The sequence below is a fragment of the Xanthomonas sp. NCPPB 1132 genome (genome assembly GCF_056629235.1).
This window is the reverse complement of record NZ_CM152819.1, coordinates 2,832,470-2,854,832: the sequence shown is the minus strand read 5'-3', so window position 1 is coordinate 2,854,832 and position 22,363 is coordinate 2,832,470. Positions and strand designations below refer to the sequence as shown.

Genomic DNA, 22,363 nt, shown 5'->3' with positions numbered 1-22,363 from the left:
CTGCCGCCGCGCCACATCGCCTGTCTCCATGTCCTCGGGCAATCGCTGCTCTCCACTGCACATGCTGTGTGATGTCCAGGTCGCCGCCGCATCACGAAGACCGCAAGATTGCGTGTCACTGTGTGTCGCCCGGAAACGCGTGATGTTCACTTGCAGCCTGGGATAAACGCGAGGCGGCGCGCACGCGCCGCTGCCACGGCGGATGTTCCGCGTGGCCGTGTCCTGCGAGGAGTGGCAATGAACGAATTCGAACGAACCGCGCGTCGTGGCGGCTGGCCGCTGCGGTTGCTCGGCGGTGTCTGCGCGCTGATCGGCGCAGTGCTGGCGATTGGCGGCGCCTGGCTGCTGGCGCTGGGCGGCTCCTGGTACTACCTTGTCGCCGGCCTCGGCCTGGCGATTTCCGGCGTGCAGCTGTGGCGCGGCTGGCGCAGCGGCGCGTTGTGGTTCGCCGCGACCTTCCTGCTGTCGCTGCTGTGGGCGGCGTGGGAGTCGGGTACCGACTATTGGCGCTGGGTGCCGCGCATGGGCCTGATGGTGTTCCTGGCGCTGTTGCTGGCGTTGCTGCTGCCGCGGCTGGACCGGCCGTTCTCGCGCACGCTGTCGCGCACGCTCGCCGCGGTGCTGGCGCTGGTGTTCGTCGGCGCGTTCGCGCTGGCGTTCCTGCCGTACGGGGTGACCGAGGCCGACGGCACGCTGGCGCATGCGGCCGGCATGGCCGCGGCGCTGGCGACCCCGCGCACCGGCGCGCAGCCTGCCGACGCGCCCGCCGATGCCGACTGGGCCGCCTACGGCCGCGACAACGCCGGCAGCCGCTACACGCCGCTGCGGCAGATCGCCCCGGACAACGTGGCGCAGTTGCGTACCGCCTGGACCTTCCGCACCGGCGACCTGCCGGACAAGCGCTGGGGCGCGGAAACCACGCCGCTGAAGATCGGCGACAGCCTGTATCTGTGCAGCGCACGCAACCAGATGATCGCGCTGGATGCGCGCAGCGGCCGCGAACGCTGGCGCTACGATCCCAAGGTGGCGGACAAGGCGATCCCGTATACCGCCGCCTGCCGCGGCGTCAGCTATTACGCGGTGCCCGACGCCCAGGCCACGGCGTCCACGGCCTGCCGCCAGCGCATCATCGAAGGCACCCTGGACGGGCGCCTGATCGCGGTCGATGCGGCCGACGGCAAGCCCTGCGAGGACTTCGGCCAGCACGGCCAGGTCGACATCACCGTCGGCATGGGCTCCACGCCGCCGGGCTACGTCTCGATCAATTCGCCGCCGACCATCGTGCGCGGGGTCGTCGTCACCGGCCACCAGGTGCTGGACGGACAGAAGCGCTACGAACCGTCCGGCGTGATCCAGGGCTTCGATGCGGTGACCGGCGCGCTGCGCTGGGCCTGGGACATGACCCATCCGGACTGGGCCGGCGCGCCGCCGCCGGGGCAGACCTGGACCCGTGGTACGCCCAACATGTGGACCAGCGCCGCCGGCGACGAACAGCTCGGCTACGTGTACCTGCCGATGGGCAATTCCTCGGCCGACTACTGGAGCAGTTCGCGCACCCCGCAGGAAGACCGCTATGCGACCTCACTGGTCGCGCTGGACGTCACCACCGGCAAGCCGGTGTGGAATTTCCAGACCACCCACATCGACGTGTGGGACTACGACCTGGGGTCGCAACCGACGTTGCTGGATTTCCCGCACGACGGCACGACCGTGCCGGCGGTGCTGCTGCCGAGCAAGCAGGGCGAGCTGTACGTGCTCGACCGGCGCACCGGCAAGCCGCTGGTCGGGGTCGAGGAACGCGCGGTGCCGGGTGGCGGCGTGGAGCCGCAGCGCCGCGCCAGGACCCAGCCGTTCTCGCTGTACCACTCGCTGCGCAAGCGCGACCTGACCGAACGCGACATGTGGGGCATGACCCCGATCGATCAACTGGTGTGCCGCATCCAGTTCCGCAGTGCCAGCTACAAGGGCATCTACACGCCGCCGGAAGCCGACCGCCATTCGATCGAGTACCCCGGCTACAACGGCGGCTCGGACTGGGGCAGCGTGGCGGTGGATCCGCGGCGGGGTGTGATCGTCGCCAACTACAACGACATGCCCAACTACAACCTGCTGGTGCCGCGGGCCAAGGCCGACAAGATGGGCTGGGCGCCGCGCGACCAGGTGCGCGGCGACAGCGGCGGCGCCGAGGGCGCCGGCGATCCGCAGGCCGGCACGCCGTACGCGATCAACGTCAACGCCGGCTGGCGCCTGCCGTTCACCGGGCTGCTGTGCAAGCAGCCGCCGTACGGCGGCATCCGTGCGATCGACCTGGCCAGCGGCAAGACCTTGTGGGACCGTCCGTTCGGCAGTGCGCGCGGCAACGGCCCGTTCGGCATCCACTCCGGATTGCCGATCGAGATCGGCACGCCCAACAACGGCGGCGCCGTGGTCAGCGCCAGCGGGCTGATCTTCATCGCCGCGGCGACCGACGACATGATCCGCGCGATCGACCTGGCCAGCGGCAAGACCCTGTGGCAGGCCAAGCTGCCCGCCGGTGGCCAGGCCACGCCGATGGTGTACGCGGTCGACGGCCGCGAGTACCTGGTCATCGTCGCCGCCGGCCATCACTTCATGGAGACCAAGCGCGGCGACTACGTGATCGCCTATGCGCTGCCGCCGGCAGGCTGATGCGGGCTGCCGCTGCGAGGTCGCGATGCGGCTTCGCGGCGGCGGGGTGTGGCGGAGGCGGGAAGGGCGTGATTGCCCTCCTGTCGCCGCTCACGCCCGTCGCGTTGCGTGCGTCCAACGACGGGTGTGCGATGCGTCGTAGGAGCGGCTTCAGCCGCGACAGGCATTCCTGTGAAGGCCTGTCGCGGCTGAAGCCGCTCCTACGAGATGGGATCGAGATACGCCCATATCGCGCCGGCACCTATTCCAACTGATCCCGGGCGAACGCCGCGTCCAGGGCTTCCATCGCATCGCGCGGCTTGAGCTTGGCGGCTTTCTCGAAGGCCGCGGCGGCGCCGTCCTCGCGCTTGTCCCCATGCAGCAACAGCAGCACGTTGGCGTGTTCGATGTGGGCGATCGGGGCGTCCGGCACCAGTTTCAGCGCCTGCTGGATGTGCTGTTCGGCGGTGGCGGCCTTGGCCCCGTAGGTGAGGCCGCCGATCATCGCGCCGACCTTGCCGATGATCTCGGCGTGGTACAGCGCCAGCGCCATGTGCGCCTCGGCATGCTTGGGCTCCAGTTCCAGCGCCGCTTCCAGCGACGTGCGCACCTTGCTGGCGATGCCCTGCTTGAGCGCCTTGACGATGCTCAATCCCTGGCTGTAGCGGCCCAGCGCGAACGCGTGGCGGTAGTGGCTGTTGGCCTCGTCCGGCAGCGCCGCAATCGCCGCCTCGGCCAGCGCCGCGGCCTGCTGCAGCCGCTGCAACTGTTCTTTCTCGTCGTCGACCAGATAGCCGGCATGGATGCCGATCGCCTTGACCGCGACCGAGGCGCCGAACACGCCCAGCGCCTTGCCGGCCTCGTAGGCCTGCTGGAACTGCCCGTGGTGGAAGGCACGCCAGGCCTCGATCAACGCGGCCGAGAGGGTCTGCGCGTCGTGGCCCTTTCCGGCCTTTCCCGCGGCGTCCAGCAGCGCCTGCGCGCGTGCCGGATCCGGGTAGGGTTCCCTGTCGCCGGCGTGCAGCTTGGGCCAGGCTTTCTTCAGCGCATCGCCGGCGTAGGCGTAGGCCTTGGCGTCGTATGGGAACGGCGCCCACGCGCCCGATTTTGCTGCCATGCGGATCTCCCTGTGCGGCGCCGGGCCACGGCGTCCGCGCCGAGCATGGCGCGGGCGCCGGCGCGTGGCAAGGGTGGTCGTGGATAGTGTGTTTGCTCAAGCCACCGGCGCCAGCATGGCACGCATCGGGGCCACTGCCGGCCCTTCTGGAGATCCTGCGATGGCGACCAAGAAGCGTTCCACTTCCGCGCTGCGGCCGGATCGGCTGAACCCGCGGCACCTGTGGCTGGCGGGGCTGGGCGTGGTCGCGCTGACCCGCAAGCGCGCGCTGGCCGCCGCCGCCGATGCCGCGCAGGGCGCAGCGACGCTCAAGGCGCTGGCCACGCAACTGGCCGACGAGGCCGAGAGCAGCATGCGCGAGGGCGCCGCGGCGCTGCGTGGCCAAGTGCAGCCGTTGAGCGCCGAGGTCGAGGCGCGCCTGCAGCCGGTGCTGGTCAAGCTGGGGCTGAAAGCCGCGCCGCGCTCCGCCTCGCGCAAACGCCCGGCCGCGCCCGAGCGCGCCAAGCCCGCCGCCAGGAAGCGTGCGGCCGCGCGGCGCCCAGGTGCCGCCAGCAAGCGCAGTGCAGGCGCTCGATAAAAACCCGGGCGCAGGCGCTGCCATGCCAGCCGCCTGCCTGCCGTGGTGGCGCGGCGCTAAGGGCGGCGCATTGCATGCCGGGACTGCCGTCGGTCTGCGTATACGGTGCGGAGAGCGATTGCATGCTCGCCAAGACAGTTCCTATTGATCACAATAAGGAATGAAAACGATTTTGTTGCTTGGCTGTCTGGCCGCCGTCCCGTTCCTTGCGCACGCCGCCGACTCGGCCGGTCGCGGAACCTGCCTTGGCGCGGTCAAGCAGGAACTCAGACTGGCCTGGCCGCAGAATCACACGATCAATATCGTGACCTTCGGGCACAGCGTGCCTGCCGGCTATTTCGTCGTTCCGGAGGTGCGCAGCAAGGAGGCGTACCCACAGCGTGTCGCCGATGCGCTGGAGCAGCTTTATCCGACCGCGGTCATCAACGTGATCACCTCGGCGGTCGGCGGCGAGAATTCCAGTCAGGGGCTGGGCAGGTTCGTCGCGGAAGGCCTGGGGCATCGGCCGAAAGTGATCACCATCGACTACGGCCTCAACGACCGCAATCTGACGGTCGCGCAGTCGCGCGCCAACCTCACGGAGATGATCCGCGAAGCACGATCGGCGAACGCGTGCGTGGTGTTGATGACGCCGAGCATCGATCTGAAAGGCGATCCGCCCGCATCCAAGTCGACCCTGCTCGAACAGGTCGACATGATCCGCAGGCTTGCGAAGACCCAAGGCGTCTCGTTGGGCGATTCGTACGCGGCCTTTGCGGCCTACAAGGGAAATCGACAGGACCTGATGGCGCAGTCGAACCATCCCAATGCAAAGGGGCATCAGCTCATCGCGGACAGGTTGGTCGAACTGTTCAAGTAAGCGGTGTGCAGCGGCAGGGCGACGCGCGTGCGACGCCGTCCGCGTCCGGGTCGTCCGGCAGCATTGCGAGCGAGGTGGTTCGCCGTTGGCGGCGGAACGCCGCGTTCGGGCATACTCGCGGGCCGTTCCCAAGATGCCGACACCATGCAGATCCGGCCTGCGACGCTCGACGACGCCGAGGCGATGGTCGCGGTGCAGAACGCGATCTTCGCCGCCGGCCTGCGCAAGGCACCGACCGATCCGGCGACGGTGCGCGCGACCTATCTGCAGCATCCCGATCGCCTGCAGTGCGTGCTGGCCGAGGCGTCCGACGGGCGCGTCCTCGGTTTCCAGTCGCTGCGCATCGCACGTCCCGGCAATGCCTATGACGTCGCCGAGGGCTGGGGCATCATCGGCACCCATGTCGACCCGCGCGCGGCGCGCCGTGGCGTCGGCAGCGCGCTGTTCCGGGCCACGTGTGCGGCCGCGCGCAGCGCCGGGCTGGCGCAGATCGACGCCAGCATCGCCGCCGACAATGCGCTCGGGCAGGCGTACTACGAGGCCATCGGCTTTCGCACCTACCGCACCCCGCCGGGCCTGGTCTGCAAGGTCTATCGGCTCGACGGGCCAGCCGCGCAGGCTGCCGCCGACTGAGCGGGCCCGCCCCGCCTGTGCTTGCGCGCAGGGCAGGGCGCGTCAATCCAGATAGGCGTCCATCAACGCCGCCAGGTGTGCGCGTTCGGCGTCGCGCAGGAACGGGGCGATCAATTGCATCACCTGCACGATGCCTTGGCGGATCGCCACTTGCTCGTCCTTCTCGCCGCGCGCGGCCGCGTAGTTGAGCCAGAACGTGGCCACCACCAGCACGTTGGTGGCCACGCCGCTTCTTTCCTGGGCGCTGGCGCGCATCGCCCCGGTCTGCGCCAGGCCCTCGAACACCGCCTGCACGCTGGCGTCGGCGCGGCGCAGGATGCGCGCGAAGCGCAGGCGCAGGCGCCGGCTGCGGCTGAGGATCTCGACCAGGTCGCGGTACAGGAAGCGATAGTCCCAGATGCATTCGAACACCAGGTGCAACTGCAGCCAGATGTCCTCCAGCCCCGGCAGGCGCGCGCTCGGCAGCGCCAGCGCCGCGTCCATGCGCTCCTCGTAGCGCGCGAACAGATGCTCGATGATGTCGTCCTTGTTGCGGAAGTGGTAGTACAGGTTGCCGGGGCTGATCTCCAGCTCGTCGGCGATGTGGTTGGTGGTGACGTGCGGCTCGCCCTGCGCGTTGAACATCGCCAGGGCGGTCTCGAGGATGCGCCGCCGGGTGTCGCGGGCCATCAGGCCAGCAGCTTCTTCACCAGGTCCACGTACTTCTTCTGCGCGTCGGCTTGCGGCATGCCCTTGAGCTTGGCCCAGGCCTCGTACTTGGCGGTGCCGACGAAGTCGAAGAAGCCCGGCTTGGCGCCGCTGACGTCGCCCTCCGAGCCTTGCTTGTACAGCGCATAGAGCCGCAACAGCGTGTCGTTGTCGGGGCGCTCGGCCCGTTGCTTGATGTCCTGGACCGCTTTCTCGAAGGCCGTCTTGCTGTCTGCCATGATCCCGCTCCGCCCTGACCGGCAGGCATCACAGCACGGGCGCGGGGCCGGGTCAACGCGGGCCGTGGCCGTCGGCCGGGGCGAACGGCGGCGTCACAGCATCGACAGTGCGTCGGCCTGGCGGCTGTCGGCGATGCGTTCGTGCGCATGCGCGGCCTGTTCGTGCGCGGCCTGCGCCTGCCGCGCCAGCGAGGCCTTGGCAGCGATGGAACGGATCGCATCGGTGACCTCGGCCAGCGGCACCTGGGTGCTCAGCCGCTGGAAGGTGTCGCGGCTGTTGTAGCCCGAACCGTCGCGCAGGTACTGCTCGTACATGGTCAGCAGCTCGGTGCAGGCGGCGGTGAGGGTTTCCATGTTGTTGCGGGCCAGAGCATGGCCGACCTGGTCCAGGTTGTGCAGGCAGTCGGACAGCCAGTGCAGGTCGTAGCGCGCGCTGGCCGGCTCCGGGCCGTTGTGGCCGCGACTGTAGGCGCTGTAGCGGCGGATGCTGCGCGCCACCCGCGCGACATGCGCGAGCAGGGTGCCGACTTCGTCGGCGATGTCGATCTGCGCCAGGGCGATGGTCGACGGCGGCGTTGCCGGAGTCGGCGCGGGCGTCGCCTTCGCTGCGGCCGGCGAAGGCGCATTGGCAGGCGCGGCCGTGGCGGACGCCGCTGCAGCGGGCGCCGCCTCGTATTCGAGGGTTGCACGCAGGCGCTCGTGGTCCTGGCGCAGCGTTTCCAGTTCCTGCGCGCTGGCGGCGGCCTGCGCCTTCAGTTGGCTCAGCGCCGCCTGATACCGCGCGATGGTCTCCTTCGCAGTCGCGTCGCGCCGATAGGCGTGCCCCAGACGCTGGAACAAGCCATGCGCGAACGCTGTGGCAACGGCAGCCCACAGCGCCACGGCAGGAGTGAGGTAGATCAGGATGCCCATGCAGGCTCCTTGAAACGATGCATCCCTTGTCGGCGCATCTCGGCCGATCTTGAGGGTGCATCGTGCGAGCGGTGACGCAGTTCCGGTTTGGCGCCTCGCGGGCCGCCCGCCGCCGCGAGGCGACGGACGCCGCGTCGGCCTCAGCGCAGGATGCCAGGCAGATCCAGGTGCTTGTCGCGCGCGCAGGCCAGGGCGATGGGATAGCTCGCGTCGGCATGGCGCATCACCCCGGTGGCCGGGTCGTTCCACAGCACCCGGGCGATGCGCTTGGCCGCCGCCTCGGTGCCGTCGCAGACGATGACCATGCCGGCGTGCTGCGAGAAGCCCATGCCGACGCCGCCGCCGTGATGCAGCGAGACCCAGGTGGCGCCGCTGGCGGTGTTGAGCAGGGCGTTGAGCAGTGGCCAGTCGGAGACCGCGTCGGAGCCGTCGGCCATGGCCTCGGTCTCGCGGTTCGGCGAGGCGACGCTGCCGCTGTCTAGGTGGTCGCGGCCGATCACCACCGGCGCCTTCAGTTCGCCGTTGGCGACCATCTCGTTGAACGCCAGTCCGAGGCGGTCGCGATCGCCCAGGCCGACCCAGCAGATCCGCGCCGGCAGGCCCTGGAACTGGATCTTCTCGGCGGCCATGTCCAGCCAGCGATGCAGGTGCGGGTTGTCCGGAATCAGTTCCTTGACCTTGGCATCGGTCCTGGCGATGTCCTCCGGGTCGCCGCTCAGTGCGGCCCAGCGGAACGGGCCGACGCCGCGGCAGAACAGCGGACGGATGTAGGCGGGGACGAAGCCCGGGAAATCGAAGGCATTGGCCACGCCTTCCTCCAGCGCCATCTGCCGCAGGTTGTTGCCGTAGTCCACGGTCGGCACGCCCAGCGCGTGGAAGCCGAGCATGGCGCGGATGTGGTTGGCCATCGAGGCGCGCGCGGCCCGTTCCACCTTCTTCGGTGCGGAGATGCGCTTGGCGTCCCACTGCTCGACGGTCCAGCCCTGCGGCAGGTAGCCGTTGACAGGATCGTGCGCGGAGGTCTGATCGGTCAGCAGGTCCGGCTTGACGCCGCGTGCCAGCAGCTCGGCGAGCACGTCGGCGACGTTGCCGAGCAGGCCGACCGAGCGCGGCGTCTTCGCCGTGCACGATTCGGCGATCAGGCGCAGCGCCTCGTCCAGATTATCGGTCCAGGTATCGAGGTAGCCGGTGCGCAGGCGCATGTCGATGCTGCTCTTGCGGCACTCCACCGCCAGGCACGAGGCGCCGGCCATCACCGCGGCCAGCGGCTGCGCGCCGCCCATGCCGCCGAGGCCGCCGGTGAACAGCCACTTGCCGGACAGATCGTCGCCGTAGTGCTGCCGGCCCATTTCCACGAAGGTCTCGTAAGTGCCCTGCACGATGCCCTGGGCGCCGATGTAGATCCAGCTGCCGGCGGTCATCTGGCCGTACATGGCCAGGCCCTTCTTGTCCAACTCGTTGAAGTGGTCCCAGTTGGCCCAGCGCGGCACCAGGTTGGAGTTGGCGATCAGCACCCGCGGCGCGTCGGCATGGGTGCGGAACACGCCGACCGGCTTGCCCGATTGCACCAGCAGCGTCTGGTCGTCGTCCAGCCGCTTGAGCGTCTCGACGATGGCGTCGAAGCTTTCCCAGTCGCGCGCGGCGCGGCCGATGCCGCCGTACACCACCAGTTCCTGCGGGCGCTCGGCCACGTCCGGGTGCAGGTTGTTCATCAGCATGCGCAGCGGCGCCTCGGTCAGCCAGCTCTTGGCGGTGAGGGTGCTGCCGGTGGGCGCGTGGATGGTGCGGGTGGCGTCGAGGCGGGTCATGCGGGAATCCTCAGGTGGATGCGCGGAAGGCGGAACGCGGCGCGCGCGTCAGTCGGCGGCGCGGCCGGATGCGGCGGGGCGGCGGGCGAAATCGAGGCAGGCCTGCAGCACCTGCTGCAGCACCGCGCGCAGCGGCGCGGCGTGGTCGGGTTGCCAGGGTGACGGCCAGTTGCTTTGGTCGACCGTGTGCGGCTCGTGCATGTAGCCGCGGCAGGCCAGTTCCATCTGGATCGCGTGCACGCCGTCGGCCGGCGCGCCGTGGTGGCGAGTGCTCCAGCCGCCCTTGAAGCGGCCGTTGCGCACGTGGCTGAAGCCGCTGCCGGCGCAGACGCGTTCGACCGCATCGGTCAGCGCTGCCGCGCAACTGCTGTCCACCACGCCGGAGGCGCCGGCGCTGCCGATGTTGAACTGCGGCAACTCGCCGTCGAACAGGTGCGGGATGCGCGAGCGGATCGAATGCGCGTCGTACACCACGATGGCCGGGTGCAGCGCGCGCAGGCGCGCGATCTCCGCGTTCAGCGCGGCGTGGTAGGGCGCGAACCAGCGCGTGCGGCGCGCGTCGATCTCGGCCGCGTCGGGTTCGGCGCCGGGCCGGTACAGCGGCTGCGCGTCGAAGGTGGTGAGCGGGCACAACCCGGTGGTGTTCTGCCCGGGATACAGCGACACCCCGGCCGGGTCGCGGTTGACGTCGATCACCGAGCGCGAGATCGCGGTGCGCACCGTGGTCGCGCCGAGCGTTTCGGCGAAGTCGTACAGCAGGTGCACCCACCAGTCGGCATCGCGCTGCGCCAGCCACGGCGAGACGAAGCGGTCGGCCAGCGCCTCCGGCAGTTCGGTGCCGGTATGCGGGAAGCTGAGGATCAGCGGCGCATCGCCGCGGTGCACAGTGAGCCAGTCGGGCAGGGATGTCATACGGCCTCGCGTTGTGCCTGTCCTGTAGGAGCGGCTTTAGCCGCGACGGAGCATTACCCGTTAACGCTCCGTCGCGGCTGAAGCCGCTCCTACGACGGGTTCTTCAGATCACACTTGCCTCGGGCAAGTGCATCGCCACCGCCGCAGCCAGCGCGCCATCGCGCACCAGCGCGGTCGCGGCCAGCATGTCCGGGTGGAAGTAGCGATCGTCCTGCAGCGCCGGCACGCGGGCGCGCAGCAGTGCGCGTGCCGCTTCCAGCGCGGCGCTGGAGCGCAGCGGCGCGTGGCAGTCGCAGCCCTGCGCAGCCGCCAGCAGTTCGATGCCGACCACGTTGGCCGCGTTCTCGGCCATCGCCAGCAGGCGACGCGCGCCGTGCGCGGCCATCGACACGTGGTCTTCCTGATTGGCCGAGGTGGGGATCGAATCGACGCTGGCCGGATACGCGCGCTGCTTGTTCTCCGACACCAGCGCCGCGGCGGTCACCTGCGGGATCATGAAGCCGGAGTTGAGGCCGGGCTTGGGCGTCAGGAACGCCGGCAACCCGGACAGCGCCGGGTCCACCAGCATGGCGACGCGGCGTTCGCTGATCGAGCCGATCTCGCACACCGCCAGCGCCAGCATGTCGGCGGCGAAGGCCACCGGCTCGGCGTGGAAGTTGCCGCCGGACAATGCCTCGCCGGTGTCGCTGAACACCAGCGGGTTGTCGGAGACGCCGTTGGCCTCGGTGGTCAGGGTGGTGGCGGCCTGGCGCATCACGTCCAGCGCCGCGCCCATCACCTGCGGTTGGCAGCGCAGGCAATACGGGTCCTGCACGCGTACGTCGTTGTCGCGGTGCGAATCGCGGATCGCCGAGTCGCGCATCAATTCACGCAGCGCTGCGGCGGTGGCGATCTGCCCGGGCTGGCCGCGCAGTGCGTGGATGCGCGGATCGAACGGGGTGTCCGAGCCTTTCGCGGCCTCGGTGGACAGTGCGCCGGCGACCAGCGCGGCATGGAACACGCGCTCGATCTCGAATAGCCCGGCCAGCGCATAGGCAGTGGAGTACTGGGTGCCGTTGAGCAGCGCCAGGCCCTCCTTGGCGCCCAGCGTCAGCGGCTGCAGCCCGACCTGGGCCAGCGCCTGCGCCGCCGGCAGGCGCGCGTCGCCGACGAAGGCCTCGCCGACGCCGAGCATCACCGTGGCCAGGTGCGCCAGCGGCGCCAGGTCGCCGGAGGCGCCGACCGAACCCTGGCACGGCACCACCGGGATCACCTCGTGCTGCAGCAGCGCTTCCAGCATCGACAAGGTTTCCGGGCGCACACCGGAGGCGCCCTGGGCCAGGCTCGCCAGCTTCAGCGCCATCATCAGCCGCACCACCGGCACCGGCATCGGCGCGCCCACCCCGGCCGCATGCGACAGCACGATATTGCGCTGCAGGGCGTGCAGGTCCTCGCGCTCGATGCGCACGCTGGCCAGCTTGCCGAAGCCGGTATTGATGCCGTACACCGGCGCGCCGGTGGCCACGATCGCCTCCACGGTCTGCGCGCTGCGCAGCACCGCGTCGGCGCAGGCCGGGTCCAGGCGCACGCCGGCGCCGCGGTACACCGCGCGCCACTGCGCCAGGCTCACCGCGCCGGGGCGCAGCAGGATCTCGTCGTCGCTCATTGTCCTCTCCAGATACGCGCATGCAGCGGGTTGAAGCCCATGCGATAGACCAATTCGGCCGGTTCGGCGATGTCCCAGATCGCCAGGTCGCAGGCCAGCCCGGCGCGCAGCCGGCCGACCTGGTCCTGGCGCCCGAGCGCACGCGCCGCCTCGCGGGTGAAGCCGGCGATGCATTCGGCGACGGTCAGCCGGAACAGCGTCGCCGCCAGGTTCATCGCCAGCAGCGGGCTGGTCAGCGGCGAGGTGCCGGGGTTGCAGTCGGTGGCCAGCGCGCGCGGCACGCCGGCGGCGCGCAGCGCGGCGATCGGCGGCAACTGGGTGTCGCGGGTGAAATAGAACGCGCCCGGCAGCAGCACCGCGACGGTGCCGGCCGCGGCCATCGCGGCGACGCCGGCGTCGTCCAGGTATTCGACATGGTCGGCCGAGCGCGCGCCGTAGCGCGCCGCCAGCGCCGCACCGCCCTGGTTGGACAACTGTTCGGCATGGATCTTCAGCGCCAGGCCATGGCGCTGCGCGGCCTGGAACACCTGCTCGGTCTGCGCCGGTGTGAAGGCCAGGTGCTCGCAGAACACGTCCACCGCCTCGGCCAGGCCCTGCGCGGCGACCGCCGGGATCATGCGCTCGCAGACTTCGTCGATGTAGGCCTGCGCCTCGGCGCCGGGCGGCACCGCGTGCGCGCCGAGGAAGGTCGGCGACACGGCCACCGCGCGCAGTTCGCCCAGGCGGCGGGCCACGCGCAGCAGGCGCAGCTCGTCCTCCAGCGTCAGGCCGTAGCCGGACTTGATCTCCACCGTGGTCACGCCTTCGGCCAGCAGCGCGTCCAGCCGCGGCAGGCTGGCGGCGAGCAGGGCGTCGTCGTCGGCGGCGCGGGTGGCGCGCACCGTGGAGACGATGCCGCCGCCGGCGCGGGCGATGTCGGCGTAGCTGGCGCCGAGCAGGCGCTGCTCGAACTCGCCGGCACGGTTGCCGGCATAGACCAGGTGGGTGTGGCAATCGATCAGGCCGGGGCCGATCCAGCGTCCGCCGCAGTCGATGCTGCGCTGCGCCGACAGCGGGCCGGGCAACTGCGCGGCGGCGCCGGCATAGACGATGCGGCCATCGCGGCACGCGACCACGCCGTCGTGGACCAGCCCCAGGCCGCCGTCCTCGGCGTCCAGCGTCATCAGGTGCGCGTTGTGCCAGAGCGTGTCGCAGGGCATGGTCACGGGAAAGCTCGTCGGTTATTTTGTATATACAATATTGTGGTCGATGGAGGGTGTCCAGTGCAGACCCAGGCGCAGCAGCAGGCCAGCGGCAAGGCGGGATCGGGCGAATTCTGGTGCGCGCACGCGCTGCTGCCGCAGGGCTGGGCGCGGGACGTGCGCATCGGCGTGCGCGGTGGCCGCATCGTTGCGGTCGAGAGTGGCGCGCCCGCGGCGCTGGGCGATCGACGCCTGGACATCGTGGTGCCCGGGCTGGGCAATCTGCACAGCCACGCCTTCCAGCGTGGCATGGCCGGGCTGACCGAGATCGGCGGGCGCAGCGGCGACAGCTTCTGGAGCTGGCGCGAGTTGATGTACCGCTTCCTGCAGCGGCTGAGCCCGGACGATCTGCAGGCCATCGCCGAGCAGGCCTATGTGGAAATGCTCGAGGCCGGCTTCACCCGGGTCGGCGAGTTCCATTACGTGCATCACGCCGCCGACGGCCGGCCCTATGCCGACCGCGCCGAGATGGCGCAGCGCCTGGCCGCCGCGGCGCAGACCAGCGGCATCGGCCTGACCCTGCTGCCAGTGTTCTATGCGCATGCCGACTTCGGCGGCGCCGCGCCGAACCCGGCGCAGCAGCGCCTGCTGCACGACGTCGACGGCTTCGCCGCGCTGCTGGACGGCAGCCGCCGCGCCCTGCAGGGACTGGACGTCGCGGTGCTGGGCCTGGCCCCGCACAGCCTGCGCGCGGTCACCCCGGACGAGCTGGCGGCGCTGCTGCCGCTGTGCGACGGCCCGGTGCACATCCATATCGCCGAACAGACCCGCGAGGTCGATGCCTGCCTGGCCTGGAGCGGGCAGCGGCCGGTGCAATGGCTGCTGGCGCACGCGCCGGTGGATGCGCGCTGGTGCCTGGTGCACGCCACCCATGTCGACGCGGCCGAAGTGCAGGGCATTGCCGCCAGCGGCGCCGTGGTCGGGCTGTGCCCGATCACCGAGGCCAATCTTGGCGACGGCCTGTTCCCGATGCCGGAGTTCGTGCGCGCCGGCGGCCGCTTCGGCGTGGGCTCCGACTCCAATGTGCTGATCGATGCGGCCGAGGAACTGCGCCTGCTCGAGTACGGCCAGCGCCTGAGCCTGCGCGGGCGCAACGTGCTCACCGGCGACACTGCGCTCTCCAGCGGCCGCTTCCTGTTCCAGTCCGCAGCGCAGGGCGCGGCGCAGGCGCTCGGTGTCGAACAGGGTCTGTGCGAGGGCGCCCCGGCCGATCTGGTCGAGCTGGACGCCGCGCATCCGGCACTGCAGGCGCGCCATGGCGACGCCTGGCTGGACAGCTGGCTGTTCGCCGCGCGCGGCAGCGCGGTGCGTTCGGTGTGGCGCCACGGCCGCGAACTGGTGCGCGAAGGCCGCCACCTGCAGCGCGAAGCCGTCGCCGCGCGCTATGCGCGTGCGTTGACCCGGTTGCTGGACGCATGAGGCGCGCGCCTCGCGTCGCCTTGCGCAGTCGCCGCCGCAGCGCGGAGCGCCCATGAGTCCCGCAGCACCGGTGTTGCCGCTCAACCAGCGCATCCGCCGCGACATCGAGGCGCGCATCCGCAGCGGCGAGTGGCCGCCCGGCCACCGCATTCCGTTCGAGCACGAACTGATGGCGCAGTACGGCTGCTCGCGCATGACCGTCAACAAGGTGCTGGCGCTGCTCGCCGACGCCGGCATGATCGAGCGCCGGCGCCGCGCCGGCTCGTTCGTGGCGCGGCCGCATCCGCACATGGAGCAGGTGGCGCTGGAGATCCCGGACATCCCGGTCGAGGTCGCCGCGCGCGGACATGTCTACCGTTTCGAACTGCTGGAGCGGCAGCAGCGTGCGCCGCGCGCGGCGTTGCCGCAGGAAGCCGAGGTCGCCGCGGGCGGCAGTCTGCTGGCGCTGCAATGCCTGCACTACGCCGACGGCCGCCCGTTCGCGCTGGAGGAGCGGGTGATCAACCCGGTGGCGGTGCCGGAGGCCTTGGAGATGGACTTCGCGGTCACCGTGCCCGGCAGCTGGCTGCTGCAGCACGTGCCCTGGACGCGCGCCGAGCACCGCATCAGCGCGGTCGGCGCCAGCGCCGCGCAGGCGACGCGCCTGCAGGTGCCGGCCGGCACCGCCTGCCTGTTGATCGACCGCCGCACCTGGCGCGGCGAACAGGCGGTGACCTTCGTGCGCCAGGTATTCCTCGGCGACACCTACGACCTGGTCGCGCGCTTCTCGCCCGGCGCGCGCTGAGCCGGGCGCGCCCGGCCGACTCAAGGCGGCGCAATGACGTCGGGAAGGCGGCTCGAGCCGCGACGCGCTTGTCCGTGCGGTCGCGGTTGACGGCGCTCCTTCACGACCACATGGCCCGAGGCGAGCGCAGGTTGCTAGAGGTACCCGCCGTCGCCTCTGCGCTGCGCGATGCTGCGATGCCGCACGTTCGCCATACGCCAGCGTGCGTTTGTCCTGCCTGCCGCACTCTGGCAAGTTAGCGCCAGGGCCGGGCGAGGGGCCGTGGCCGCGGAACGAGGGATGGTTCGGCATGACGTATTTCGTGACAGGCGCCACCGGTTTCATCGGCCGTTACCTGATGGCCAGGCTGATGCGGCGCAAGGGCGTCGTACATGTGCTGCTGCGCAAGGAGTCGCAGCGCAAGTTCGATGCGCTGGTGCGCGAGCAGGGCTGGGATCCCAAGCGCCTGGTGGTGTTGCACGGCGACGTCGGCGCGGCGTACTGCGGGCTGACCGCGGCGCAGCGCAAGGCGCTGCACGGCAAGGTCAAGCATTTCTTCCACCTGGCCGCGCTGTACGACCTCACCGCCAAGGCCGAGGACCAGCGCGTCGCCAACCTCGACGGTACCCGCAACGCGCTGGAACTGGCCGCGCAGATCGGCGCCGGCATCTTCCACCACACCAGTTCGATCGCGGTGGCCGGGCTGTACCCGGGCATCTTCCGCGAGGACATGTTCGAGGAAGCCGAGGGCCTGGACGATCCCTATCTGCGCACCAAGCACGACGCCGAGGCGCTGGTGCGCGCCGAGACCCGGACCAAGTGGCGCATCTACCGACCGGCGATGGTGGTCGGCGATTCGCGCACCGGCGCCATCGACAAGATCGACGGCCCGTACTACTTCTTCCCGCTGATCAAGAAGCTGCGCCAGCTGCTGCCGCCGTGGGCGCCGATGCTCGGCATCGAGGGCGGGCGGATCAACCTGGTGCCGGTGGACTTCGTCGCCGATGCGATGGACCACATCGCGCACAAGCCCAAGCTCGACGGCCACACCTTCCATCTCACCGATCCTGAGCCGCTGCGCGTGGGCGAGGTGCTCAACGTGTTCTGCCGCGCCGGCCACGCGCCGGAGATGACCTTGCGGGTGGACGCGCGCATGTTCGCGTTCGTGCCCTCGAGCATCCGCGCCGCGATCGGCAGCCTGCCGCCGATCCGCCGCTTCACCGGCATGCTGCTGCGCGACTTCCGCATCCCGCGCGAGGTGCTGAAGTTCATCACCTATCCCACGCGCTTCGACAGCCGCGAGACCGAGCGCGCGCTCAAGGGCAGCGGCATCGCCGTGCCGCGGCTGGAGGACTACGCCTGGCGCCTGTGGGACCACTGGGAACGGCACCTGGACCCGGACCTGTTCGTCGACCGCTCGCTCAAGGGCAAGGTCCGCGGCAAGGTGGTGCTGATCACCGGTGGCTCCTCGGGCATCGGCCTGGCCACCGCGCAGCGCGTCGCCGAGGCCGGCGCCATCACCGTCATCGTGGCCCGCGGCGAGCAGGAACTGCATGCCGCGCGCGATGCGATGAACGCCAAGGGCGGCAAGGTCTTCGCCTACACCGCCGACCTGTCCGACCTGGCCGACTGCGACCGCCTGCTCAAGACCGTGCTGGAGGCGCACGGCCATGTCGACGTGCTGATCAACAACGCCGGCCGCTCGATCCGCCGCTCGATCGAACTGAGCTACGACCGCTTCCACGATTTCGAGCGCACCATGCAGCTGAACTACTTCGGCAGCCTGCGCCTGATCATGGGCGTGCTGCCGGGCATGACCGCGCGGCGCAAGGGCCACATCATCAACGTCAGCTCGATCGGGGTGCTGGCCAACTCGCCGCGCTTCTCCGCCTACGTCGCCTCCAAGGCGGCGCTGGATGCCTGGAGCCGCTGCGCGCAGGGCGAACTCTCGGGCAAGGGCATCAGTTTCACCACGGTCAACATGCCGCTGGTGAAGACCCCGATGATCGCGCCTACCAAGATGTACGACAGCGTGCCGACGCTGAGCGTGGACGAGGCCGCCGACCTGATGGTCAAGGCCATCATCGAACGCCCCAGCCGCGTGGCCACCCGCCTCGGCATCTTCGCTGCCCTGGTCAATGCGGTGGCGCCGAAGGCCTACGAGGTGGTGATGAACACCGCTTTCGAACTGTTCCCAGACTCCGCCGCGGCCAAGGGCGACCGCAAGGCGCTACGCGAGACCAAGCCAAGCCAGGAGCAGATCGCGTTTGCAGCGCTGATGCGGGGGGTGCATTGGTAGGAGCTGGGAATCGGGAATGGAGAATCGGGAATCGCAAAGGCGCTGGCTGCACGCAGGGCCGCTGCTGTGCCATTCAGGCAAGAACGTCGCTCGTGCATGCTCGTCGCGCGCCGATAGCCCGCTCTACCGATTCCCCATTCCCGATTCCCCAATCCCGGCTCAGAACGTCCTGCATTGCCGCCACCGCACCGGTTCCTCATGGCCGGGGCGTGGGTTGAGCTGGATGCGGACGGTGCGCAGGGACGGGTAGCGTTCCACTTCCTTGCAGATGCGCGGCCACACCTGGGCGTCGTCGCCGCTGCGGTCGACCACCAGGGTCATCTGCGTCTGCCAGATGCCGCGGATCACGCCCGGGGTGCCGGCCAGGGCCTTGGAGAGGTCCTGACGTTGGCGTTGTTCGGTGGCGGGGTCGGGCTCGGCCAGGTCGCCGGCGTCGTCGAGCGTCGGCGGGGGCGCGGCAGCGGTGGAGCTCGTTGGCGTGGTTGCCGGCGTAGGGGCGGCTGCGGCGGCGGGCGTAGGCGATGGCGCCGTTGCGGCCACGGCTGTAGGCGGCGCTTCCGGTTGCTGCAACGCCAGCGCACCGACGCCGACCACCACGCCCAAGGCCAGCGACGCCAGGCCGGCGATGGCGATGTGGCGCTGCGCGCGGCGGCGGCTGGCGCCGATCACGCCGTCTTCCAGTTCGCTGGGCAGGTAGGGCTTGAGCAGCGGCCAGATGCGCCGGCCATCGAGGATTTCCACCGCCTGCTTCTCGGCCGCGGCGATGCCGTCGCGCTGCACCTTGCCTTCGGTGATCAGGATGCCGCCCTGCGCGCCCATCAGCCGCGCCGCCGCACCCAGTTCGTTGACCGCGGCCGAGCCGATCCGGTAGGCGCGGCCGTGCTTGCACGACAGCAGCCAGCGCGCGTCGCCGCGGGTCATCACGAAGTCGCTCTGCGGTTCCTGGCTCGTGTGCTCGTCGACGGTGGCGTCCTGCAGATCGCGCTGTTCGCGCATCGCGCGCCGCACCATGTAGGAGAAATCGCGCCAGTGCAGGCCGGCCAACGCATGCAGCCCGGCGCTGGTCTCGTTCTCGCGGCGCCGCACCAGCCACAGGTAGAGGCTGGCCGCCAGCCATGCCGCGACCGCCAAGAGCGCTGCCGCTATCCAGGAAAACATGCTCGCACCCGCACACGCGCCGTAAAGAAGTCAGTGTATCGCCAGCGTGTCACGGCGCCGGCAAGGCGACAGCGGTGGAAGGCGGACAAAAAAGACCCGCCAGTCCGAAGCCGAGAGGGGAGGGGAGCAAACGGTCTTCTGATGGACTGGCGGGTCCGTTTCGATTGTCTGGAAAAACGTGTTGCTTTGCAACAATTCCGTTACTCGGCCGGGGTCGGGGCCTCGCTGCGCTTGCGGCTGGCGCGCTTGGGCGCGGCCGCACGCTTGGCTGGCGCGACCTTGGCGACCACCGGGCCGGCAGGTCGGCGCGCCGGTGCCGCGCGCTTTGCGGCGCTCGCCGGCGACGCAGTGGTCTTCCTGGCGGCCTTCTTCGCTGTCGGCGTCTTGCCCGCCGCCGGCGTGGCACGGCCGCCGCGCAGATGCCGCAGTTCGCCGTTGAGCGCGTCCACGCGCTCGATCAGCGCACCCAGGTCTTCACGGCTGGGCACTTCCAGGCGGCGCAGGGCACGCTGCACGCGGTCCTCGAACACCTTCTCCAGGCGGTCCCAGGTATCGGCGGCGCGCTCGCGGGCCTGGCCGACGCGGTTCTCCACCGCATCGCGCACCGCGTCGACGCCGCCGCCGGCCAGCTTGCGCGTGCTCTGCTCCAGGCTCAGGCCTTCCTTCACCAGGGTCTCGAACAGCTTGCCGCCCTCGGCCTGCGCACGGCCGAACGCGCCGACCCCGGCCAGCCAGACCTGCTGCGCCGATTCGCCCAGGCGCTTGGACAGCTTCTCCGCCTGCGCCTGCAGGGTGTCGTCGGCAGCGGCGGTGCTGCGCTTCTTGCGCGCGGATTTCTTCAGAGTGGCCATGACGGTGCGGTTCCTTCGGTGGGTGAGTGGCGGGATTCGAGACTCGGGACTGTGACTAGAGTAATCACACCAGCGCGCGCAGAACGTGCGCGGGTAGCGATGGCGACGTCGGCCGGCGCTGCACGCTACGCCTCCGGCGAACGCCGGGTGCGGCGCTTGGCGCGGCGGTTGGCGATGACCTGGTCGACGTCGTCCAGCGCACGCCGCAGGCGCGCGGTGGTCTCGGTCATGCGCCGCGGCTGCACGTCCACGCCATCGAGGAAGGTGCGCTTGCGGTCGTTGAGGATGTCGTGGCGCAGTGCGATGCCGTGCGCGGCCAGCAGCGGCTCCAGCGTCTGCGCGTTGCGGCGCAGGTCCGACAAGGTGTTGCGGTAGGCGAGCTGGCACACGCGGTGGCGCGCGGCGTAGCTGAAGAGATTGGTGAAGAACAGCTCGCCGTTGTCGGCGTTGGGTTCGAACACCAGTTGATCCACCTGCGGATACTGCCGCGCGTACTTCTCCAGCCCCACCTGCATGCGCGATTGCAGCAGGGTGCGGAAGGTCTGCGACAGCACCGCCGGCAGGCCGCCGGCGAGCAGCCGTGCGCGGTCGACGTGGCCATTGCGGCGCGGCGCGTGGGTGGCGTCGTAGGGCACCAGCGGGTTGATCCCGATCATCAGGTCGATACCGCGCTCCAGCAGGGTGGAGGCATGCATGGTGCGGCGCAGCGCACCGTCCACGTAGTGGTGGCCGTCGATCTGCACCGGCGGGTACAGCCCGGGCAGCGCCGCGCTGGCCTGAATCGCCAGCGAGATCGGCACGTGGTCCATGCCCGGCTCGCCGAAGCGCACCGTGCGGCCACTGTCCAGGTCCACCGCAACCACGAACAGATTGGTGCCCAACTCGCGGAAATCGTTGCTGCGGCCACGGCGGCTGAACACGTCCTGCAGGAAGCGCTCGACCCCGGCGTTGTCGAACAGGCCGCTCGGCACCAGCCCGCCGAAGCGGGTGATCAGGTCGGACCAGCGGGTCTTGCGCGGTTCGGTGAGCAGGTCGTGCCACCAGCCGTAGGCCAGCCGCGGCAGGGTCGCTGCGCGGCGCAGGTATTCGTAGACGTTGGGCCGCAGGAAGTCTTCCGGGCGGAAGTGCGCATCGTCGCTGTTGCCGGTGACGAAGATCCGGCAGATCTCGGCGCTGCTGACCCGGTTGGCCAGCCCGGCGGTGAGGAATGCGCCGGAGCTGACCCCGACGTAGCAATCCAGGCGGGTCAGGTCCAGTCCGTCCAGCGCCTCGTCCAGGGCGCGCAGCGCGCCGAGGCCGTACATGCCGCCGATCGGGCCGCCGCCGGCGATGGCCAGGCCGATGCGGCCGTTGGAATGGGGACGGGGCGAGGCGCTGTGGAGGGAAAGCATGCGCGGTCCGCAGGAGGCAGTGGCGCGAGTGTAGCCGAGCGCCGTGACGCTTGCGGTCGTGCCGGGCTGCGACCATCATCGGCGGCCATGGCGCGCAGCACTCCCGTCCTGGAACGACTCGGCCGCCGCCTGGCGTGGCACCAGGCGCTGCACGACCCCGTGCGCGAACCGCGCAACGCATTGCGCTGGCTGCAGGAACTGCGGCGCTGGCAATCGGAGCGGCTGGAGCGCAGCTTCGAGCATTTCCTGGAGGATCCGCAGCGGCGTCCGGCGGCGATGTTCTTCCTGACCGACGTCTATGGCGACCGCGACTTCAGCCGCCGCGATGCCGATATCGTCAAGGTGTTGCCGATGATGCAGCGGCTGATGCCGGCGTCGCTGCTGGACACCGTGGCCGACGGCATCGAACTGGGCGCGCTCACGCATGCCCTGGATCTGCGCATGGCCGAGGCGTTGCAGGGCCTGGCACCGCGGCGCAAGCGCCTGGACGAAGCCTTGTATGCCGAAGCCTATCGGCAGACCGGGCTGCCACGGCTGCGCCAGCGCCAGATCGACCTGATCGCCCGCGTCGGCCTGGGCCTGGCCAAGGCGGTGCATACCCCTGGCGTGCGCATGCTGTTGCGCTTCGCTCGCGGCCCGGCCAAGGCGGCGGGGCTGTCGGAACTGCAGGGATTCCTGGAGCGGGGTTTCGACGCGTTTTCCAAGTTGGGCGACGCCGAGGGGTTCATCGGCGACATCGAGACCACCGAGCGCGCCGTGTCGCAGCGGTTGTTCGCGGGCGATCCGGATCCGTTTGCGTTGGAGTGAGTCGGCGGCCGGATCCTCACCCCAACCCCTCTCCCGAGGGGAGAAGGGCTCGATGCACTGATCAGCCCAGCTTTTCCGACAGCACGCGGCGAATCTCGCTTTCCACCGTGCCCTTCATCGCCGACAGCAGGAAGCCCAATTCAGCGGTCACGTGCACCTGCTTGGGCAGCAGTTCGATGCGGCCGTCCACGCCCGAGCGCGAGAACAGCAAGGAATCGCCATCCCAGTGCGATTCCAGGTCGAAGCGCTCGGCCAGTTTCTTGGCGGCGGTTTCGATGGCCTTGCGCGCCTGCGCGGGGGTCTTGTCGTGGTCGTGGCGGATGTCGATGCTGGACATGCTGGCTCCTGTGCGGGCGGGTGACCGCGTGAACGATCAGGCATTGTGCGTATGCGCGGTGC

General features: G+C 70.2%; 20 protein-coding genes. 8 read left to right on the top strand and 12 right to left on the bottom strand.

Annotated elements, in window-relative coordinates; translation table 11 throughout:
- The first annotated feature begins 237 nt into the window (after positions 1–237).
- Positions 238–2,667, top strand: a complete 2,430-nt coding sequence (locus tag AC1G9L_RS12100) for a membrane-bound PQQ-dependent dehydrogenase, glucose/quinate/shikimate family (protein ID WP_481069194.1) — start codon at positions 238–240, stop codon at positions 2,665–2,667.
- A 241-nt stretch (positions 2,668–2,908) separates the two neighbouring features.
- Here the strand turns inward: AC1G9L_RS12100 and AC1G9L_RS12095 are convergent, their stop codons facing one another.
- A complete protein-coding gene (locus AC1G9L_RS12095) occupies positions 2,909–3,763 on the bottom strand; it encodes a hypothetical protein (protein WP_019801883.1) in 855 nt (284 codons plus the stop codon).
- 160 nt (positions 3,764–3,923) lie between these two features.
- On the opposite strand from AC1G9L_RS12095, the gene AC1G9L_RS12090 reads away from it, so the two are divergent.
- The 3 genes from AC1G9L_RS12090 (at position 3,924) to AC1G9L_RS12080 (ending at position 5,832) form a co-directional block, all read left to right on the top strand.
- Positions 3,924–4,340 carry a hypothetical protein gene (locus tag AC1G9L_RS12090; protein WP_481069193.1) on the top strand — a complete coding sequence of 139 codons (417 nt, stop codon included), beginning with the start codon at positions 3,924–3,926 and terminating at the stop codon, positions 4,338–4,340.
- A gap of 160 nt (positions 4,341–4,500) precedes the next feature.
- Positions 4,501–5,199, top strand: a complete 699-nt coding sequence (locus tag AC1G9L_RS12085) for a GDSL-type esterase/lipase family protein (protein ID WP_019800857.1) — start codon at positions 4,501–4,503, stop codon at positions 5,197–5,199.
- Positions 5,200–5,343: 144 nt separating this feature from the next.
- On the top strand, positions 5,344–5,832 hold the full coding sequence (locus AC1G9L_RS12080; protein ID WP_019800858.1) for a GNAT family N-acetyltransferase: 489 nt from the start codon (positions 5,344–5,346) through the stop codon (positions 5,830–5,832).
- Positions 5,833–5,874: 42 nt separating this feature from the next.
- Here AC1G9L_RS12080 and AC1G9L_RS12075 read toward each other — a convergent pair whose 3' ends face one another.
- The 7 genes from AC1G9L_RS12075 to hutI form a co-directional block, all read right to left on the bottom strand.
- Positions 5,875–6,501 carry a TetR/AcrR family transcriptional regulator gene (locus AC1G9L_RS12075; RefSeq protein WP_019800859.1) on the bottom strand — a complete coding sequence of 209 codons (627 nt, stop codon included), beginning with the start codon at positions 6,499–6,501 and terminating at the stop codon, positions 5,875–5,877.
- The gene (locus AC1G9L_RS12070; protein WP_019800860.1) at positions 6,501–6,758 is read right to left on the bottom strand and encodes an acyl-CoA-binding protein; all 258 of its coding nucleotides are present in this window, start codon (positions 6,756–6,758) and stop codon (positions 6,501–6,503) included. Before AC1G9L_RS12070 ends, AC1G9L_RS12075 begins: the two co-directional genes overlap by 1 nt.
- Positions 6,759–6,851: 93 nt before the next feature.
- A complete protein-coding gene (locus AC1G9L_RS12065; protein ID WP_481069192.1) occupies positions 6,852–7,670 on the bottom strand; it encodes a hypothetical protein in 819 nt (272 codons plus the stop codon).
- A gap of 140 nt (positions 7,671–7,810) precedes the next feature.
- Positions 7,811–9,478: a urocanate hydratase gene (gene hutU / locus AC1G9L_RS12060; protein WP_019801492.1), complete on the bottom strand. Its 1,668-nt coding sequence runs from the start codon at positions 9,476–9,478 to the stop codon at positions 7,811–7,813.
- A gap of 48 nt (positions 9,479–9,526) precedes the next feature.
- Positions 9,527–10,390 (bottom strand): N-formylglutamate deformylase, encoded by an 864-nt coding sequence (hutG, locus tag AC1G9L_RS12055; protein ID WP_481069191.1) that lies wholly within the window; start codon positions 10,388–10,390, stop codon positions 9,527–9,529.
- A gap of 103 nt (positions 10,391–10,493) precedes the next feature.
- A complete protein-coding gene (hutH, locus tag AC1G9L_RS12050) occupies positions 10,494–12,035 on the bottom strand; it encodes a histidine ammonia-lyase (RefSeq protein ID WP_481069190.1) in 1,542 nt (513 codons plus the stop codon).
- Entirely contained in the window at positions 12,032–13,234 is a 1,203-nt protein-coding gene (gene hutI / locus AC1G9L_RS12045) for an imidazolonepropionase (RefSeq protein ID WP_481071111.1), read from the bottom strand. Before hutI ends, hutH begins: the two co-directional genes overlap by 4 nt.
- Positions 13,235–13,297: 63 nt before the next feature.
- Between hutI and AC1G9L_RS12040 the strand changes: the two genes are divergently transcribed.
- From AC1G9L_RS12040 to AC1G9L_RS12030, 3 genes are all read left to right on the top strand, one after another.
- The gene (locus AC1G9L_RS12040) at positions 13,298–14,695 is read left to right on the top strand and encodes a formimidoylglutamate deiminase (protein ID WP_481069189.1); all 1,398 of its coding nucleotides are present in this window, start codon (positions 13,298–13,300) and stop codon (positions 14,693–14,695) included.
- A 52-nt stretch (positions 14,696–14,747) separates the two neighbouring features.
- Positions 14,748–15,479: a histidine utilization repressor gene (gene hutC / locus AC1G9L_RS12035; protein WP_481069187.1), complete on the top strand. Its 732-nt coding sequence runs from the start codon at positions 14,748–14,750 to the stop codon at positions 15,477–15,479.
- 289 nt (positions 15,480–15,768) lie between these two features.
- A complete protein-coding gene (locus AC1G9L_RS12030) occupies positions 15,769–17,757 on the top strand; it encodes an SDR family oxidoreductase (RefSeq protein ID WP_019801181.1) in 1,989 nt (662 codons plus the stop codon).
- Positions 17,758–17,916: 159 nt separating this feature from the next.
- On the opposite strand, the gene AC1G9L_RS12025 is transcribed toward AC1G9L_RS12030, so the two are convergent.
- From AC1G9L_RS12025 to AC1G9L_RS12015, 3 genes are all read right to left on the bottom strand, one after another.
- The gene (locus AC1G9L_RS12025) at positions 17,917–18,915 is read right to left on the bottom strand and encodes a restriction endonuclease (RefSeq protein WP_481069185.1); all 999 of its coding nucleotides are present in this window, start codon (positions 18,913–18,915) and stop codon (positions 17,917–17,919) included.
- A gap of 200 nt (positions 18,916–19,115) precedes the next feature.
- Positions 19,116–19,766, bottom strand: a complete 651-nt coding sequence (locus tag AC1G9L_RS12020; RefSeq protein ID WP_481069183.1) for a phasin family protein — start codon at positions 19,764–19,766, stop codon at positions 19,116–19,118.
- A gap of 125 nt (positions 19,767–19,891) precedes the next feature.
- Positions 19,892–21,157 (bottom strand): patatin-like phospholipase family protein, encoded by a 1,266-nt coding sequence (locus AC1G9L_RS12015; RefSeq protein WP_010342559.1) that lies wholly within the window; start codon positions 21,155–21,157, stop codon positions 19,892–19,894.
- Between the two features lie 87 nt (positions 21,158–21,244).
- On the opposite strand from AC1G9L_RS12015, the gene AC1G9L_RS12010 reads away from it, so the two are divergent.
- Positions 21,245–21,964 (top strand): DUF8198 family protein, encoded by a 720-nt coding sequence (locus AC1G9L_RS12010; protein ID WP_019800443.1) that lies wholly within the window; start codon positions 21,245–21,247, stop codon positions 21,962–21,964.
- Positions 21,965–22,025: 61 nt separating this feature from the next.
- Here the strand turns inward: AC1G9L_RS12010 and AC1G9L_RS12005 are convergent, their stop codons facing one another.
- Positions 22,026–22,301, bottom strand: coding sequence for a polyhydroxyalkanoic acid system family protein (locus AC1G9L_RS12005; RefSeq protein WP_010342562.1), 276 nt, complete (start codon positions 22,299–22,301; stop codon positions 22,026–22,028).
- Positions 22,302–22,363 lie beyond the last annotated feature (62 nt).

Coding starts and splice junctions, on each gene's coding strand:
- AC1G9L_RS12065 (WP_481069192.1), bottom strand. CDS start 7,670: ATGGGCATCCTGATCTACCTCACTCCTGCCGTGGCGCTGTGGGCTGCC.
- AC1G9L_RS12080 (WP_019800858.1), top strand. CDS start 5,344: ATGCAGATCCGGCCTGCGACGCTCGACGACGCCGAGGCGATGGTCGCG.
- AC1G9L_RS12030 (WP_019801181.1), top strand. CDS start 15,769: ATGACGTATTTCGTGACAGGCGCCACCGGTTTCATCGGCCGTTACCTG.
- AC1G9L_RS12075 (WP_019800859.1), bottom strand. CDS start 6,501: ATGGCCCGCGACACCCGGCGGCGCATCCTCGAGACCGCCCTGGCGATG.
- hutC (WP_481069187.1), top strand. CDS start 14,748: ATGAGTCCCGCAGCACCGGTGTTGCCGCTCAACCAGCGCATCCGCCGC.
- AC1G9L_RS12010 (WP_019800443.1), top strand. CDS start 21,245: ATGGCGCGCAGCACTCCCGTCCTGGAACGACTCGGCCGCCGCCTGGCG.
- AC1G9L_RS12015 (WP_010342559.1), bottom strand. CDS start 21,157: ATGCTTTCCCTCCACAGCGCCTCGCCCCGTCCCCATTCCAACGGCCGC.
- hutH (WP_481069190.1), bottom strand. CDS start 12,035: ATGAGCGACGACGAGATCCTGCTGCGCCCCGGCGCGGTGAGCCTGGCG.
- hutI (WP_481071111.1), bottom strand. CDS start 13,234: ATGCCCTGCGACACGCTCTGGCACAACGCGCACCTGATGACGCTGGAC.
- hutU (WP_019801492.1), bottom strand. CDS start 9,478: ATGACCCGCCTCGACGCCACCCGCACCATCCACGCGCCCACCGGCAGC.
- AC1G9L_RS12025 (WP_481069185.1), bottom strand. CDS start 18,915: ATGTTTTCCTGGATAGCGGCAGCGCTCTTGGCGGTCGCGGCATGGCTG.
- AC1G9L_RS12090 (WP_481069193.1), top strand. CDS start 3,924: ATGGCGACCAAGAAGCGTTCCACTTCCGCGCTGCGGCCGGATCGGCTG.
- AC1G9L_RS12005 (WP_010342562.1), bottom strand. CDS start 22,301: ATGTCCAGCATCGACATCCGCCACGACCACGACAAGACCCCCGCGCAG.
- AC1G9L_RS12020 (WP_481069183.1), bottom strand. CDS start 19,766: ATGGCCACTCTGAAGAAATCCGCGCGCAAGAAGCGCAGCACCGCCGCT.
- AC1G9L_RS12095 (WP_019801883.1), bottom strand. CDS start 3,763: ATGGCAGCAAAATCGGGCGCGTGGGCGCCGTTCCCATACGACGCCAAG.
- AC1G9L_RS12070 (WP_019800860.1), bottom strand. CDS start 6,758: ATGGCAGACAGCAAGACGGCCTTCGAGAAAGCGGTCCAGGACATCAAG.
- AC1G9L_RS12100 (WP_481069194.1), top strand. CDS start 238: ATGAACGAATTCGAACGAACCGCGCGTCGTGGCGGCTGGCCGCTGCGG.
- AC1G9L_RS12085 (WP_019800857.1), top strand. CDS start 4,501: ATGAAAACGATTTTGTTGCTTGGCTGTCTGGCCGCCGTCCCGTTCCTT.
- hutG (WP_481069191.1), bottom strand. CDS start 10,390: ATGACATCCCTGCCCGACTGGCTCACTGTGCACCGCGGCGATGCGCCG.